Source organism: Streptomyces sp. ISL-11 (assembly GCF_018614525.1).
GTDB lineage: Bacteria > Actinomycetota > Actinomycetes > Streptomycetales > Streptomycetaceae > Streptomyces.
Genome location: NZ_JAGGOL010000031.1, coordinates 25,628 through 41,296, shown reverse-complemented (window position 1 = coordinate 41,296; position 15,669 = coordinate 25,628). Strand labels below are relative to the sequence as shown.

General features: G+C 73.1%; 13 protein-coding genes. 11 read left to right on the top strand and 2 right to left on the bottom strand.

The window, feature by feature from the left end; genetic code table 11:
• Together J7E86_RS09115 and J7E86_RS09110 are read left to right on the top strand one after the other, a co-directional pair.
• Positions 1-575 (top strand): (2Fe-2S)-binding protein (locus J7E86_RS09115; protein ID WP_215081039.1); only part of this gene is annotated, 575 nt, incomplete at its 5' end.
• The gene (locus J7E86_RS09110) at positions 572-1,789 is read left to right on the top strand and encodes an NAD(P)/FAD-dependent oxidoreductase (protein ID WP_215081038.1); all 1,218 of its coding nucleotides are present in this window, start codon (positions 572-574) and stop codon (positions 1,787-1,789) included. The genes J7E86_RS09115 and J7E86_RS09110, both read left to right, overlap by 4 nt.
• Positions 1,790-1,809: 20 nt before the next feature.
• Here the strand turns inward: J7E86_RS09110 and J7E86_RS09105 are convergent, their stop codons facing one another.
• Complete coding sequence (locus J7E86_RS09105) at positions 1,810-2,955, bottom strand: transaldolase family protein (protein ID WP_215081037.1); 1,146 nt, start codon at positions 2,953-2,955, stop codon at positions 1,810-1,812.
• Positions 2,956-3,283: 328 nt separating this feature from the next.
• Here J7E86_RS09105 and J7E86_RS09100 point away from each other — a divergent pair, with 328 nt between their 5' ends.
• From J7E86_RS09100 to J7E86_RS09060, 9 genes are all read left to right on the top strand, one after another.
• Entirely contained in the window at positions 3,284-3,913 is a 630-nt protein-coding gene (locus J7E86_RS09100; protein ID WP_215081036.1) for a flavodoxin family protein, read from the top strand.
• 1 nt (position 3,914) lies between these two features.
• Positions 3,915-5,486: a carboxylesterase/lipase family protein gene (locus tag J7E86_RS09095; RefSeq protein ID WP_215081035.1), complete on the top strand. Its 1,572-nt coding sequence runs from the start codon at positions 3,915-3,917 to the stop codon at positions 5,484-5,486.
• 53 nt (positions 5,487-5,539) lie between these two features.
• On the top strand, positions 5,540-6,715 hold the full coding sequence (locus J7E86_RS09090) for a 3-deoxy-7-phosphoheptulonate synthase (RefSeq protein ID WP_215081034.1): 1,176 nt from the start codon (positions 5,540-5,542) through the stop codon (positions 6,713-6,715).
• 37 nt (positions 6,716-6,752) lie between these two features.
• Positions 6,753-7,523, top strand: coding sequence for a 2,3-dihydro-2,3-dihydroxybenzoate dehydrogenase (locus J7E86_RS09085; RefSeq protein WP_215081033.1), 771 nt, complete (start codon positions 6,753-6,755; stop codon positions 7,521-7,523).
• A 61-nt stretch (positions 7,524-7,584) separates the two neighbouring features.
• Complete coding sequence (locus J7E86_RS09080) at positions 7,585-8,229, top strand: isochorismatase family protein (RefSeq protein ID WP_215081032.1); 645 nt, start codon at positions 7,585-7,587, stop codon at positions 8,227-8,229.
• Entirely contained in the window at positions 8,226-10,121 is a 1,896-nt protein-coding gene (locus tag J7E86_RS09075; RefSeq protein WP_215081031.1) for an anthranilate synthase family protein, read from the top strand. Before J7E86_RS09080 ends, J7E86_RS09075 begins: the two co-directional genes overlap by 4 nt.
• 40 nt (positions 10,122-10,161) lie before the next feature.
• Positions 10,162-11,739 carry a class I adenylate-forming enzyme family protein gene (locus tag J7E86_RS09070; protein WP_215081030.1) on the top strand — a complete coding sequence of 526 codons (1,578 nt, stop codon included), beginning with the start codon at positions 10,162-10,164 and terminating at the stop codon, positions 11,737-11,739.
• A gap of 203 nt (positions 11,740-11,942) precedes the next feature.
• Positions 11,943-13,514 (top strand): FAD-dependent monooxygenase, encoded by a 1,572-nt coding sequence (locus tag J7E86_RS09065; protein ID WP_215081029.1) that lies wholly within the window; start codon positions 11,943-11,945, stop codon positions 13,512-13,514.
• 101 nt (positions 13,515-13,615) lie between these two features.
• A complete protein-coding gene (locus J7E86_RS09060; RefSeq protein WP_308312529.1) occupies positions 13,616-14,095 on the top strand; it encodes an Rrf2 family transcriptional regulator in 480 nt (159 codons plus the stop codon).
• A 178-nt stretch (positions 14,096-14,273) separates the two neighbouring features.
• Here the strand turns inward: J7E86_RS09060 and J7E86_RS09055 are convergent, their stop codons facing one another.
• Positions 14,274-15,626: a PLP-dependent aminotransferase family protein gene (locus J7E86_RS09055; RefSeq protein ID WP_215081028.1), complete on the bottom strand. Its 1,353-nt coding sequence runs from the start codon at positions 15,624-15,626 to the stop codon at positions 14,274-14,276.
• Positions 15,627-15,669: the final 43 nt, after the last annotated feature.

The window sequence follows — 15,669 nt, the reverse complement described above, 5'->3', positions numbered from 1 at the left end:
ACGCCATCGGCGACTGCGCCGAACACCCGCGCGCCGCCCCCGGAACGGCCGCCAACGCCTGGGACCAGGCCGACGCCCTGGCCGCGTACCTGGCCACGGGCAGCGGCCGCTACGCCGGTACGCGCGACCTCCTGCGCCTGCGCACGCCCGGCTTCGACCTGCTCACCCTGGGGACGCTCGACCGCGCCGGTACGCGCGTGACGCTCGCCGACCCCGCCCGGGGCCGGCTGGCCGAACTGGCCGTCCGCGACGGGCGGCTGACGGCCGCCACGCTGGTCGGACTGCCGCGCGCCATCGCCGCCGTCACCCAGCTCCACGACCGCGGCCTGCCCGTACCGGAGGACCATCTCGCGTTTCTGCTCGGCGTCCCGTCCACGCTCGGCGGCCCTGTCGAACTCCCGGACGACGCCGTAGTCTGCCGGTGCAACAACGTCACCAAAGCCGCCCTCCGGGCCGCCGTCCGCGACGGCGCCCACGACCTGCCAGCCCTCGCCACCGCCACCCGCGCCACCACCGGTTGCGGCTCCTGCACCGCGACCGTACGCGCTCTTTGCACCGAGGTACGCACCCCATGACCCGCACCCTTGTCATCGTCGGACACGGCATGGCCGGCCACCGGCTCGCCACCGACCTGCTCGCCCGCGACACCACCGGCACCTGGCGCGTGACCGTCCTCGCCGAGGAGCCACGGCCCGCCTACAACCGCGTGGGCCTCTCCGGTTACCTCAACGGCAGGACCGAGGCGGCCCTGAGCCTGGCCCGTCCGGACTTCCTCGCCGACCCTCGCCTCGACCTGCGCCTGGGCACCCCGGCCGCCGCGATCGACCGCGCCTCCCGCACGGTGAAGACCGCCGACGGCACCGTCGTCCCCTACGACGCGCTGGTGCTGGCCACCGGCTCCCGCCCGTTCGTCCCGCCCGTGCCGGGCCACGACCTGCCCGGCTGCTTCGTCTACCGCACCATCGACGACCTCGACGCGATACGGGCGGCCGCCGAGGGCGCCCGGGGCCGGTCCGGCGTCGTGATCGGCGGCGGGCTGCTGGGCCTTGAGGCCGCCAACGCCCTGCGCCTGCTGGGCATGCGCCCGCACGTCGTCGAGATGGCGTCCCGTCTGATGGCCGTCCAGCTCGACCAGGGCGCCGGCGACGTACTGGCCGAGATGATCGGGGAGCTGGGCGTCGACGTGCGCTGCTCGGCGGTCACCGAGGCCGTCGAGGCGGGCCCGGACGGCTCGGTGGCCGCCGTGCGACTGGCCGACGGGACGGTCATCGAGACCGGGCTCGTGATCTTCTCCGCCGGGGTGCGCCCCCGCGACGAGCTCGCCGAGCCGGCCGGCCTGGCCCGCGCCGAGCGCGGCGGCATCCTCGTCGACGGGCGCTGCCGCACGGAGGACGAGCACATCTGGGCCGTGGGCGAGTGCGCGGCGGTCGAGGGGCGGTGCTACGGGCTCGCGGCGCCCGGCTTCCAGATGGCCAAGGTCGTCGTCGATCAGCTCCTGGGCGACGGGGACTCCGTCTTCCCCGGGGCCGACATGTCCACCAAGCTCAAGCTGCTCGGTGTGGACGTGGCCAGTTTCGGGGACGCCCATGGCACCACGCCGGGCGCGATGGAGTTCGTACGGGCCGACAAGGAGGCCGGCACCTACGCCAGGCTGGTGCTGGCCGAGGACGGCCGCACGCTGCTGGGCGGTGTCCTGGCGGGCGACGCCCGCCCGTATCCGATGCTGCGGTCACTGGTGGGGCGCGAACTGACCGCGCCCGTCGAGCAGCTGCTGGCCCCGAAGGGCTGACCGGCCCGGCCGGTTCCGCGTCAGTGACTGAACAGCCGCGCGCCGCGGAGCCGGCGCTCCACCGACGCGTACAGCAGGCTCCATGAGGTCTGGAGCCACTCCACGCCCTCGTCCTCCAGCTTCCGGACGACCGAGCGGTAGGAGATGCCCAGCTCCTCCAGCCTCTCCCACACGAAGCGGCCCGCGTCGTGCGCGTCGGTCAGGGTGTCGCCGCGCAGCGGACAGAGGTGGCCGGCCTTGCCGAGCGTGGCCAGGGACACGGCGCTGGCGGTGCCCCAGGCCACGAACCGCTCCACGTAGCCCGTGGAGCACGGGCCGGACCGCCGGGGCGTGGTCGCGGTCCACATCACCGTCTGCGGGCGCGCCCCGGCGCCCGCCAGGCCCCGCCAGCGCTCGCCGTCCAGCCGCTCCTCGTACATGCCGTAGACGAGCCGGGCGCTGGCGAGCGCGGCTTCGCCTCGCAGGGCGCGCGACTCCTCGGTGCCCAACTCCTCCAGCCTGGTGTCGACTTCGGCGTCGAGCCAGCTGATGGGCAGCGAGGCGAAGGAGACGATGTCCGACAGGTCGTGGCCGGCCGCGCGGGCTCGCTCCAGGCCCTCGAAGTAGGCGTCGACGACCTCGCCGTAGCGGCGCACCGAGAAGATGCCCGTCGCGTGGACGCCGATCTTGCGGCTGAGACACTCGCTGATCGCCTCCAGGCCCTCGGGGGTGGCGGGGATCTTGGCGAGGACGTTGGGCCGGTTGACCGCCCGCACGAGCGCGCCGGCCTCCGAGGCGACCAGGTCGGCGTCGTGCGCGAGCCAGGGGTTCACGTCCACGGAGACATAGCCCTCGCGGCCCGCGGTGGACTCGAAGACCGGCAGCAGCTCGTCGCAGGCCCAGCGGGTGTCGTAGGCGGTCAGGGCCCGGATCGCCGCGTCGGGAGGGACGTCGCGGTAGGACAGGAAGAGCAGCTGGTCGAGGTAGTCGGAGTCGCCGGCCTCGACCGCCGTGGCGAGCGCCGCGACGTTCGACGTGACCCCGCGGATGCCCTCGTGCGCGACGAGCTCGGTGAGGCGGCCCGAGGCGAGCAGATTGCGGCAGACGCCGTCCAGCCAGGGCGAGACGCCCTCGGCGGCCAGCCGGTGCAGTTCGCCGCTCACGGCCGTCAACTCCCGTTCTGTCATGGAATGGTCACGTCTCCTGTGCAGGAAAGGGCAGGGGGTTGGATTCAGGATAAGGAACGTCCAGGATCCGAACCAGAGGCACACCGCGCCGCATTCCACTTCTCGTACACCGTGCGCGACCATAGCCGCCGCGCGCCCGTCGGTTGTGCGACATCACACCGCCAACTTGATGGATACCCACCCTTTTGACGAAGTTCCGTGAACTCCTCGGCCCGCCCTTGGCAGTTTCACCGGTACCCCAGCAGCATCTGGTACATCCAGTCGGCCGGCGCCCCCGTTCTCGTGAGGGCGAGCCGCAACTGTCCACGCGCCAAGGGGCATTACTTCCATGATCAAGCTTGCCGTCATCTACTCCTCGTCAACCGGGAATGTCCACCGGCTCGCCGAGGCCGCGGCCACCGCCGCCGAGAAGGCCGGCGCCGACGTCCGTCTCCGGAAGGTCTCCGACCTCACCAAGGAAACGATCGTCCCCGGTAATGACGCCTGGAACGCGGCCTGGACCGAGCACGTCGCCGCCACCGAGCACATTTCCGAGGCGTCCCTGGACGACCTCGCGTGGGCCGACGCCGTCCTGTGGGGCACCCCGGGCCGCTACGGCCTTCCCTCGGGCCCGCTCAAGCAGTTCATCGACACCACGCTGCCGCTGCACAGCCGGCGGGGCCTGGTGAACAAGGTGATGTCGTCCTTCACCTCCACGGCGACGCTGCACGGCGGCCAGGAGAGCACCCTCCTGGCACTGAACAACGCCTTCTACCACTGGGGCGCCATCATCGTCCCGCCGGGCGTCGCCGACCCGATCCAGCTCGCGCCCACCAACGGCAACCCGTACGGCGTCAGCAGCGTCTCCCGCAACGAGCCGGGCAACGTCGACGACGACAACCTCGCCGCCATCGCCTACCAGTCCCGCCGCGTCGTGGAGATCACCACCGCGCTCCGCAAGGGCCTCGAGGCCGCCTGACATGAGCGTCAGCGATCGACGGCCGCACCCGCCGGGCACCGTGGTGGCACACACCACCGCCGGCGCGGTCGCGGGCGAGCGGACCGGCGGGATCACCGTCTTCCGCGGCGTGCCCTACGCACAGCCGCCGGTGGGCCCGCTGCGCTTCGCCTCGCCCCGGCCGCCCCTGCCCTGGAGCGGCGTGCGGGACGCCACCGCCTTCGGGCCGGCGTCCTTCCAGTCGATCGTGCCCGGCAGCGGCGAGGACTCCCTCCACGCCAACGTCTGGACCCCGCACACCACCGGTTCCCGGCCCGTCCTCGTGTACGTGCACGGCGGCGGCTGGGAACGCGGCGCGGGCCACCTGCCCACCTACGACGGGGCCCGCCTGGCGGCCCGTACCGACATGGTCGTCGTCACCTTCAACTACCGCCTCGGCGCCTTCGGCTTCGGCCTCCACGAGGACCTCACCGACCCGCTGACCGGCTCCTGCGCCAACTGGGGGCTCCAGGACCAGGCGGCGCTCGTGCGCTGGGTCCACGACAACGCCGCGGCCTTCGGCGGCGACCCCGCGGCCCTCACGCTGTGCGGCACCTCGGCGGGCGGCGCGAGCGTGCGCCAGCTCGCGCTGCTGCCGGAGACCGGCGCGCTCGTCCGGCACCTCGTGCCGATCAGCGCCTGCCACATCTGGGCGCCGGCGAACTCCCTGACGCCCGAGGACTCCCGCACGGTCTACGAAGCCCTGGCGAAGGATTTCGGCACGACCGTGGCGGGGCTGCGCGACGTCCCGGCGGGTGCGCTCAAAGACGCATGGGAGCGCTTCTTCTCGGGGCCGCCGACCGGCCGCCGGGTGGAGAGCGGACGCGAATACCGGGGACCGGTCGTCGACGGCCGCTGGCTGCCCGCCCACGACGTGGACATGCCCTCGCCCGCACATCCCTCGCTCGTCGTCCACACCCGCACCGAGGGCTCCTTCTACACCTGCCCGGAACGGCCCACCGCACCCACGGCCCCGGCCACCGAAGCCGAACTGCGGGAAGCCGTGCGCGACGTCCTCCTCAAGGGCACCGCGAAGGCCGACGACGCGCTCGTCGACGCCTGTCTGCGTGCCTACCGGGAAGCCGCCGCGGCGGAAGACCTCCCGGCGGACCCGCTCTCCCTCTGGACGGAGATCTGGGGCGACCTGCTGTTCCGTTTCCAGATCCTGCGACTGGCCGGACGGCACGCCCGCACCGGACGCTCCCCGCAGTACGTGATGGAGTTCGCGCACCCCGTCCGCCCGCCCTATTTCGGCACCCCGCACGAGGCCACGTCCAAATTCGTCTTCGGCACCCACGGTCTGCCCGAGAACGTCGCGGAATTCGGCGACGGACCACTCGAAAAGCGGATCTCCGACACCTTCATGGACCTTGTCGCCTCCTTCGCCCGTACCGGCGCCCCCCGCAGTGCGTACGCACCCCAATGGCCGGCGTTCTCGCCGGAGCGGCCCAGCACGTTGATCGTCGGCGGTGATCGTGTCGCGCAGGTCGCCGCAGCACCCAAGCTCAGGCAGCTGCGGTTCTGGGACGACGCGGGTGTCGTCCCCTGTCCCTGACCCCCCACTCCCGCACGTCACCGCCTGTACGAGCGACCGCCCTGGAGACTTTCGTGAACAACGCCGTACTCGACGCCCGGCCCGAACCCGCCCTTCAGCAACCCGACTGGGGCGACGCGGCCCCGCAGGTCCAGCGCGTGCGGCAGGAGCTCGCCGACCGGCCCGCGCTGGTGCGCGCCGCCGACATCCGCACCCTGAGCGCCCACCTCGCGCACGTGGCGCGGGGCGAGTCCCAGGTGGTGCAGGCCGGTGACTGCGCGGAGGACCCGGCGGAGTGCACCTCGGGCTACGTCGCCCGCAAGGCCGGGCTCCTGGACACCCTCGCCGGCGTCATGAAGATGATCACGCACAAGCCGGTGGTCCGGGCGGGCCGCATGGCGGGTCAGTTCGCCAAGCCCCGCTCCAACCCCACCGAGCGGGTGGCCGGCGTCGAACTGCCCGTCTACCGCGGCCACATGGTCAACAGCCCCGAGCCGCACCCGGAGCGCCGCCGCCCCGACCCGCAGCGCCTGCTCTCCGGCTACCTCGCCGCGAGCGAGGCCATGACCCACCTCGGCTGGCTCAACCCGGCCCGCCGCTCCGGCATCTGCCCACCGGTGTGGACCAGCCACGAGGCGCTGCTCCTGGACTACGAGCAGCCCATGGTCCGCCACGACGAGGAGGGCCGCGCGTGGCTGACGTCCACGCACTGGCCCTGGATCGGCGAGCGCACCCGCCAGGTCGACGGCGCGCACGTCGCCCTCCTGGCCGAGGTCGCCAACCCCATCGCCTGCAAGGTCGGTCCCACGATGGACGCCGACGACCTGCTCGCCCTGTGCGAGCGGCTCGACCCGGCCCGCGAGCCCGGCCGGCTCACCCTGATCGCCCGCATGGGCGCCGCGAACGTCGCCGACCGGCTGCCCCCGCTCGTCGCGGCCGTACGCGCCGCCGGGCACCCGGTGAGCTGGCTCACCGACCCCATGCACGGCAACACCCGGGCGGCCGCCGACGGCCTCAAGACCCGGCTGGTGGAGACCGTCGTCCGCGAGGTGCGCGACTTCCAGACCGCCGTCCGCTCGGCCGGCGGCGTCGCGGGCGGCCTGCACCTGGAGACCACGCCCGAGGACGTCACCGAGTGCGTCCAGGACGAGTCGGCGCTCGACCGGGTGGGCGACAAGTACACGAGCTTCTGCGACCCCCGGCTCAACCCGCGGCAGGCCATCGCCGTGGTCTCGGCCTGGCGGGGCTGACACCGACCCGTAGCAACGACCCGAAGGGGAGGCTCCCATGGAGAACAAGGTGGCCCTGGTGACCGGGGCCGCGAGCGGCATCGGCGCGGCCGTCGCCCGCACGCTGGGCGAGAAGGGCGTACGGGTGGCCGCGGTCGACCGCGACGCCGCCGCGCTCGGGGAGAGCGTGGCGAAGCTGACCGCCGACGGCATCGCGGCCGAGGGCTTCGTCTGCGACGTGACCGACGAGCGCCAGGTGGACGACACGGTCGCCGAGGTCGAGAACCGCCTCGGCCCCGTGGACTTCCTCGTCAACGCGGCCGGTGTGCTGCGCGTCGGCGAGGTGCGGGACTTCACCTCCGAGGACTGGGCGGCGATCTTCGCCGTCAACGTGGGTGGCGTCTTCCACCTGTCCCGCGCCGTGGTCCGCAACATGATCGGGCGCGGGCGCGGCGCGATCGTGACGGTGGCGTCGAACGCGGCCGGCACGCCGCGCCAGGCCATGGCCGCCTACGCCGCGTCGAAGGCCGCCGCGTCGATGTTCACGAAGTCGCTGGGCCTGGAGGTCGCCCGGCACGGCATCCGCTGCAACGTCGTCGCGCCGGGCTCCACCGACACCCCGATGCTCAGCTCCATGTGGACCGAGCGGACCACCGAGCGGACCACGATCGAGGGCAGCACCGAGACCTTCAAGGTCGGCATCCCGCTGGGCAGGCTGGCCCGGCCCTCGGACATCGCCGACGCCGTCGCCTTCCTGCTCTCCGACCGGGCCGCGCACATCACCATGCACGACCTGACCGTCGACGGCGGCGCCACGCTCGGCCGCTGAGCCGGGCGCCCGCGCCCCTCTCCATTCGTTACGCAGCGAACCCCGAAGACGAGGAAGTTCCATGCCAGGCATCCCCCCGATCGAGCCCTACCCGATGCCGACAGCGGGCGACCTGCCCGAGAACACCGCCGGCTGGACCGTGGACCCGGCCCGCGCGGTCCTGCTCGTCCACGACATGCAGCGCTACTTCCTCAAGCCCCTGCCCGGGGAGCTGCGCGAGGAACTGGTGCGCAACGCGGCACAGCTGCGGGAGACGTGCGCGGGCCAGGGGATACCCGTGGCCTACACGGCGCAGCCCGGCGGCATGAGCGAGGAGGAGCGCGGGCTCCTCAAGGACTTCTGGGGCCCGGGGATGCGGGTGGACCCGGCCGACCGGTCGGTGGTCGACGAGCTGTCGCCGGCCCCGGGCGACTGGGTGTTCACCAAGTGGCGCTACAGCGCCTTCTTCCGCTCCGACCTGCTGGAGAGGATGCGCGCGGCCGGCCGCGACCAGCTGATCCTGTGCGGGGTGTACGCGCACGTGGGCGTGCTGATGACGGCGGTGGACGCGTTCACCAACGACATCCGCGTCTTCCTGGCCGCCGACGCCGTCGCCGACTTCTCCGAGACGCACCACCGGCTGGCGCTGACCTACGCGGCGGAGCGGTGCGCGGTGGTCGGGACGGCGAAGGAGTTCGTCGCGGACCTGGGAGGTGCGTCGGTATGACAGCGGCCGAGACGCGTTCCGGCGACGACCTGCTGACGCGGGTGCTGGCCGGGCGGCAAGCGGCGTTCGCGCTGATCCACCGCCCCGACGCCACCGGGGCGGGCACCCTCGACGTGCTCACCGGGGACGTCACCACGCCCGCCACGCTGGCCGGCATCCCGCTGCGGGAGGACGGTACCGCCGGCCACGAGGTGCTCGTCGTCGTCCCGTACCGGCAGATCGCCGAGCGGGGCTTCGCCTGCGCCGACGACGGCGCCCCCCTGCTCGCCATGGCCGTCACCGAGCAGACCACGGCGCCGGTGGCCGACGTGCTGGCCCGTGTCCCCGACACCCGGATCGAGCTCACGGGCGAGGGCTTCGACGTGGACGACGCGGCCTACGCCGACACCGTGCGGCAGGTGATCGCGCGGGAGATCGGCGAGGGCGAGGGCGCCAACTTCGTCATCAAGCGCTCCTTCACCGCCGAGATCGGCGACTACGGGCCCGCGCACGCCCTGACGTTCTTCCGCCGCCTGCTGGAGCGGGAGTCCGGCGCGTACTGGACGTTCCTCGTCCACACCGGCGACCGCACCTTCGTCGGCGCGACCCCCGAACGCCACATCAGCGTCCGCGGCGGCCGGGCCGTGATGAATCCGATCAGCGGCACGTACCGCTATCCGCCGGCCGGGCCGAACCTGGCGGAGGTGATGGACTTCCTCGCCGACACCAAGGAAGCCGACGAGCTCTACATGGTCGTCGACGAGGAACTGAAGATGATGGCCCGCATCTGCGCCACCGGCGGCCGCGTCACCGGCCCGTACCTGAAGGAAATGGCGCGCCTGGCGCACACCGAGTACTTCATCGAGGGCACCACCGACCGCGATCCGCGCGAGATCCTCCGCGAGACGATGTTCGCCCCGACGGTCACCGGCAGCCCGCTGGAGAGCGCCTGCCGCGTCATCGACCGGTACGAGCCCGCCGGCCGCGGCTACTACAGCGGCGTCATCGCCCTCATCGGCCGTGACGACGACGGCACGCGGAGCCTGGACTCCTCGATCCTCATCCGCACCGCCGACATCGACGCCGCCGGCCGGGTGCGCATCGGCGTCGGCGCCACCCTCGTCCGCCACTCCGACCCCGACTCCGAGGTCCTGGAGACCCGGGCGAAGGCCGCCGGGCTGATCTCCGCGCTCAAGGACGGCGGCGGCGGCCGGTTCGGCCGGCACCCCAGCGTCCGCGCCGCCCTGGCCGAGCGCAACAGCACCATCGCCGGCTTCTGGCTCGCCCCCACCGCCGACCGCCGGCACAGCCGGCCGGTGCTCGCCGGCCGCCGGGTACTGGTCGTGGACGCGGAGGACACCTTCACCTCCATGATCGACCACCAGCTCCGCGCCATGGGGCTGAGCGTGACCGTCCGCCGCTTCGACGAGCCGTACGCCTTCGACGGCCACGACCTCGTCGTCATGGGCCCCGGCCCCGGCGACCCGCGCGAGACCGGCCACCCCAAGATCGCCCACCTGCGCGGCGCGATCGACACGCTCCTCGACGAGCGCCGGCCCTTCCTCGCCGTCTGCCTGAGCCACCAGGTCCTCAGCCTGCGGCTCGGCTTCGACCTCGTCCGCCGCGACACCCCCAACCAGGGCGTCCAGCGCGAGATCGACCTCTTCGGCGCCCGCGAGCGCGTCGGCTTCTACAACACCTTCGCGGCCCGCGCCGCCGACGACAAGGCCGACTGCGGCCCCAGCGGTGTCGTCGAGGTCAGCCGTGATCCGCACACCGGCGAGATCCACGCGCTGCGCGGCCCGCACTTCGCCTCCATGCAGTTCCACGCCGAGTCGGTCCTCACCCAGGACGGGCCCCGCATCACCGGCTCGCTGCTGGCCGGCCTGCTGACCGGAATGCCGGTCGCCTGACCACTTTCGTACGCCTTTCCTTCCTCCGAGGAGCCAACTGATGCTGCCGATCACCGCCAGCGACACCGGCCTGTACATGGGGCTCGTGGCCGAGCGCGCGGCCGCCGAGCACGCCGGCACGCTGATCACGCTCGACCACGAGCTCGCCCTGCTGCCGGGCGTGGGCCCGGAGCTGACCTTCGCCGAGTTCGCCGACCACATCGACGACATCGCCGCCCGGCTGTGGGCCGCCGGTGTGCGCGCCACCGAGCACGTCGCGATCTACAAGTCGTCCGGCTTCGACATCAACATCGTGTCGTCCGCCGTCTCGCGCATCGGCGCCGTGCCGGTCCAGCTCTCGCCCGGCCTGGACGGCGCGAGCGTCCTCGCGCTCCTGGACCGCCTCGGCCGGCCCTACCTGGTGACCGACCTGGCCAAGCTCGACGGCCCGCTGGCCGACCCGAGCCTGCCGGGCCTCGCCAAGGAGGTCCTCCTCGTGGCCGGCTCGCGCGAGGGCACGGTCTCGCTGGCCGGCCTCGCCGGCTCGCCCCGGCAGGAGGCCGTGGTCCTGGGCCTCGACGAGCCCGCGCTCATCACGCACACCTCCGGCACCACCGGCCTGCCCAAGCTCCTGGTGCACACCCCCCGCACCCTGCACGGCCGTTACCGCCCGCAGGCGAAGCTGTTCGACATCGTCCGCAAGCACGAGACCGTGGCCCTGCACGTGTCCTACGTGCACTCCCGGATGCCGCTCGCACTGGCGGTGCTGCTGCCGCGCGGCGTCCCGTTCCTCGTCGTGGACGACGCGGACCCCGAGAAGGTCGCCGAGCTCTTCGGCCGTACGCGGCCCGCGTTCATCGAGTCCGCGCCCAACTCCTTCATGGAGTGGGAGGAGCTCGCGGACGACCCGCGCAAGCCGTTCGCCAACGTGAAGTACTTCAGCAGCACGTTCGACGCGATCCACCCCGGCACCATGCACCGGCTGCTGCACGCCTCCGAGCGCCACCACCCGGTCTTCTACCAGATCTACGGCCAGAGCGAGACGGGCCCGCTGGTCGGCCGCGGCTTCACCCGGCAGACGGCACTCGGCGCGGACGGCCGCTGCCAGGGCTACGCGTTCCCCGACGACACGAAGTTCCGCCTCGTCGGCCGCGACGGCAAGGCCCCGTCCAAGGAGCACCCCGGCTACATCGAGGTCCAGGCGGCGGGCCGGGTGCTCACGTACTTCGGCGAGGCCGAACGCTACGGCAAGCAGGTCGACGCCGACGGCTGGTGGCGCGGCATGGACGTCGGCTACCGGACCGAGGAGGGCTGCCTGCACCTGCTCGACCGCGAGGTGGACGTCGTCCCCACGATCCACAGCACGCTGGAGGTAGAGGACACGGTCCTGGGCCGCCTGGCGGAACTCGCCGAACTCGTCCTCCTCCGCGGCCCCGACGACGAGCCGCTGCCGGTCGTGTGCACCCGCAACGAGACCCCCCTGGACCTCGACCGCTGGCGCACGGCCGTGGCCGACTTCCCGCCGATGGCGGACCCGGTCCAGATGCCCCTGTCCGAACTCCCGCGCACGGCGACGATGAAGGTCCAGCGCATAGAGCTGACCCGCCGCCTGCACGAACAGCTGAAGCGGCGGGGCTGAGGGGCCGCTTGTCCCCACCTTCCCGCTTGTCCTCAAACGCCGGACGGGCTGGATGTCCAGCCCGTCCGGGGGCACCTCCCAGCGGTAGCTGGGGGAGATTGAGGACCGGGGTCCGGGGCGGAGCCCCGGTTCGGGAAGGGGCGGGTAGGGGAAAAGCAACCGCCCCCACAACCAGCCGCACCGGAGAGAACAGGAACACCCCCATGCCCACCGACATAGACGTACTGGTCGTCGGCGCAGGCCCCACCGGCCTACTCGCCGCCTGCGAACTCCTCCGCCGCGGCATCCGCACCCGCCTGATCGACCGCGCCACAACCCCCATGCACGTCCCCAAAGCCCTCTCCCTCTGGCCCCGCGTCCTCGACATCCTCGAAGACCTCGGCGTCGCGGACGAGGTCCGCGACGTCTCCGTCCCCGTCCGCGCCTTCAGCTATTTCTCCGACAGAAAACCCCTCGCGTCGTTCACGTTCACCGACGACCTCGCCGCCCGCCAGCTCCCCCAGCCGGAGACCGAGCGCATCCTCACCGAGCGCCTGCGCTCCCTCGGCGGGAAGATCGAGCGCGGCGTCCGCCTCCTCGCCCTCGACGACGTCGACTTCTCCGGCCGCATCGACGCCACCGACGGCGTGACGGCGATCCTGGAGCACGGCGACGGCCTCGTGGAGCGGGTCCGGGCACCGTTCGTGATCGGCGCGGACGGCGCCGGCAGCTCCGTGCGCGGCCAGCTCGGCATCGGCTTCGAGGGCACGACGTACGAGATGGCGTTCGCGCTGGTCGACGCGCACATCGAGGGCTATCTGCCGCCGGACGAGATCATGTACTACCAGGCGCCCAGCGGCACGCTCGTCATCGTGCCGCAGCCGAACGGCGTGCACCGCTTCCTGTCGGTCATGCCGGACGGCGGCGGCGAGGTCAGCGTGCCGATGATGCAGGCGCTCCTCGACGCACGGGGCCCGCGCGGCGTGCGGATCACCGAGCCGGTGTGGCAGACCGTCTTCCGGGTGCACGCGCGGCGGGCGCAGGAGTTCCGGCGCGGGCGGGTCTTCCTCATGGGCGACGCGGCGCACGTGCACAGCCCCGCCGGCGGCCAGGGCATGAACAACGGCCTCCAGGACGCCCACAACCTCGGCTGGAAGCTCGCCGCCGTCATCCGCGGCGAGTCGCCGTCGACGCTCCTCGACTCGTACGGGCCGGAGCGCTCGGAGTCCACGCGGCGGATCGTGCGGGACACCGACATCCAGACGCGCGCGTGGATGTTCAACGGCCCGGCGCAGGTCCTCGCCCGGGACGCGGCATTCCGTTTCCTGGACCGCTCGCACGTGGTGTCCCGCTTCTACACGCCCGTGATGGCCGGACGACGACTGTCCTACGCGCCCGAGCGCGACACCCAGCGGCCCGCCCGCTGGTCGGCGTGCCGGCTGCGGGGCAGGCTGCCGGGCGGCGCGAAGGTCGGCGGGACGTTCCCGCGCCGGGCGGCGCTGGCGGCGGGCGCGGCCGGACCGGAGACGGACCCGAACCGCTGGGTACTGGCCCTGCGCGCCCCCGCCGACGACGGTGCGTGGATGCGCGAGATCGGCCATATAGCAACCCGTTGGCCGCAGTTGCGGGTGCTGCGCCTGCCGCGCGGCGTGGTCGAGACCGGTGCGTTCTGCGGCCGTCAGGGCTACCACCTCCTGCGGCCGGACGGCCACATCGCGGCGCACGGCCACCGGGACGACCTCGACCGCCTGGAAGCGGAACTGGCCGCGGTCCTGCTCAGCCCCTCGAAGCGCTGACGGAGGCAAGGATCAGGCCACGGCAGGGGGGCGCCGAAACCGGTGAACGCCCCTGCCAGGCAGTCGTTTTGCCGTCCCGCATATCGCTATAGCATCGCGGCATGCGAATGAGCGAGGGTGTGGAATGGGCCCTGCACACCTGCCTGAACCTTGCTTGGGTCGGCCCGGAGAAGGCGGTACCGGCGGCCCGGCTCGCCGCCTTCTACGACCTGCCGCCGGCGTATCTGAGCAAGCAGTTGCAGGCATTGGTGCAGGCCGAAATCGCCTCCTCCAGTTCCGGCCCCAAGGGCGGGTTCCGGCTCGCCCGCGAGCCGGAGATCATCACCCTCATGGACATCGTGACGGCCATAGAGGGACCCGAGCGGGCGTTCCGCTGTTCCGAGATCCGGCGGCGCGCCCCGCAGAGCCTGGCGACCCAGGGCTTCCTTCACCCCTGCCATGTCGACTGGGCGATGCGGGAGGCCGAACTGGCCTGGCGCCGGGAGCTCGCCGCGAAGTCCCTCGCCGATGTCCAGCGGACCGTCCTGCGCAGCTCTCCGGGCATACCGGAGCACACCCGCCGCTGGTTCTCCGAGCACTGAGCCGCCTGCGGCGGCGAGCGCCCTGCGGGCGCGTCCTCGATCTCCCCCAGCTACCGCTGGGGGTGCCCCCAACGGGCTTGATTTGCGGCTGAGCTCAGCCAATATCAAGCCCGTCCGGCGATTGAGGACACCACCCGCGCAGCGGTGGTGCACACGCCCCGGCCCGCACCCGCCCGTGTCACGCCCGCCCCCGCCCTCCCACCTCCCCCGACTCCGCAAGCGGCAGCGCCTCGCACAGCGCGTCCAACGCCCCCGCAAACGCATGCTCCGGCGGCGTGCCATAGCCGACGACCAGGCCGTCGTAGGGCGGCTCGCCGCTGTCGGCGTGCCGGTAGAGGGACAGGCCCTCCAGCGCGAGGCCCTGCCAGGCGGCCGCCTTGACCACCGACGCCTCGGTGCCGGGCGGGAGTTCCAGCACGGCGTGCAGTCCGGCGGCGATGCCCGTGACCCGTACGTGCGGCGCCCGCTCGCCGAGGACCTCGATCAGCTGGTCGCGGCGGCGCCGGTAGTGCCGGCGCATCCGGCGCACATGGCGGTCGTACGAGCCCGAGTCGAGGAAGTCCGCGAGGGTGAGCTGTTCCAGGGCGCTCGCCCACGGCTCCCGCTCGCCCTTCGCCTCCACGACGGCGTCGACGAGCCCGCCGGGCAGGACCATCCAGCCCAGCCGCAGCGCCGGCGAGAGGCTCTTGCTGACGGAGCCGATGTAGACGACCCGGTCGGGGTCGAGGCCCTGCACGGCGCCCACCGGCTGCCGGTCGTAGCGGAACTCCCCGTCGTAGTCGTCCTCCAGCACCAGTCCGCCGCCGGCCCGCGCCCAGTCGACGACGGCCGAGCGCCGCTCGTGGTGCAGCGGCCCGCCGGTCGGGAACTGGTGGGCCGGCGTCAGCAGGACCGTTTCCGCGCCGGTCGCGGCGAGTCCCTCCACCCGCGCGCCCCGGTCGTCGACCGGCAGCGACACCGTCTCCAGCCCGGCACCGGACAGCAGATGGCGGTAGTGGCCGAGCCCGTACGCCTCCACGGCGATCGTGCCCGTGCGCACCGAGCCCAGCAGGCGCAGCGCCCCGGCGAAGCCCGAGCTGATGACGATGCGGTCCGGGTCGGCCCGTACGCCGCGCGCACGGGCCAGGTACTCCGCGACCGAGCGGCGCAGCTCGATGCGGCCGCGTGGATCGCCGGGCCCGAAGGCGTCGTTGGGCGCCGCCGTCAGGGCGCGGCGGGCGGAGGCCAGCCATGCGGAGCGGGGGAACGCCGAGGCGTCGGGGGTGCCCTGCACGAGGTTGTAGGCGGGGCGGGAGGCGCGGGAGGGTGCGGTGGGCCGGCGCGGCCGCTGGTCGGCGAGCTGGGCGCGGCGGGCCACGTACGTGCCGGAGCCCTGCCGGGCGTTGAGCCAGCCCTCGGCGACCAGTTCGGCGTACGCCTCGGCGACGGTGTTGCGCGCGAGGCCCAGGTCGGTGGCGAGGGAGCGGTAGGGGGGCAGTCTCGTGCCGGGGGTGAGCCTGCCGGTGCGGATGGCGTCGCGCAATGCGCCCATCAGCGCACCGCGGCGGCCGCCCGGCGGTGAATCGGGGAGCTCC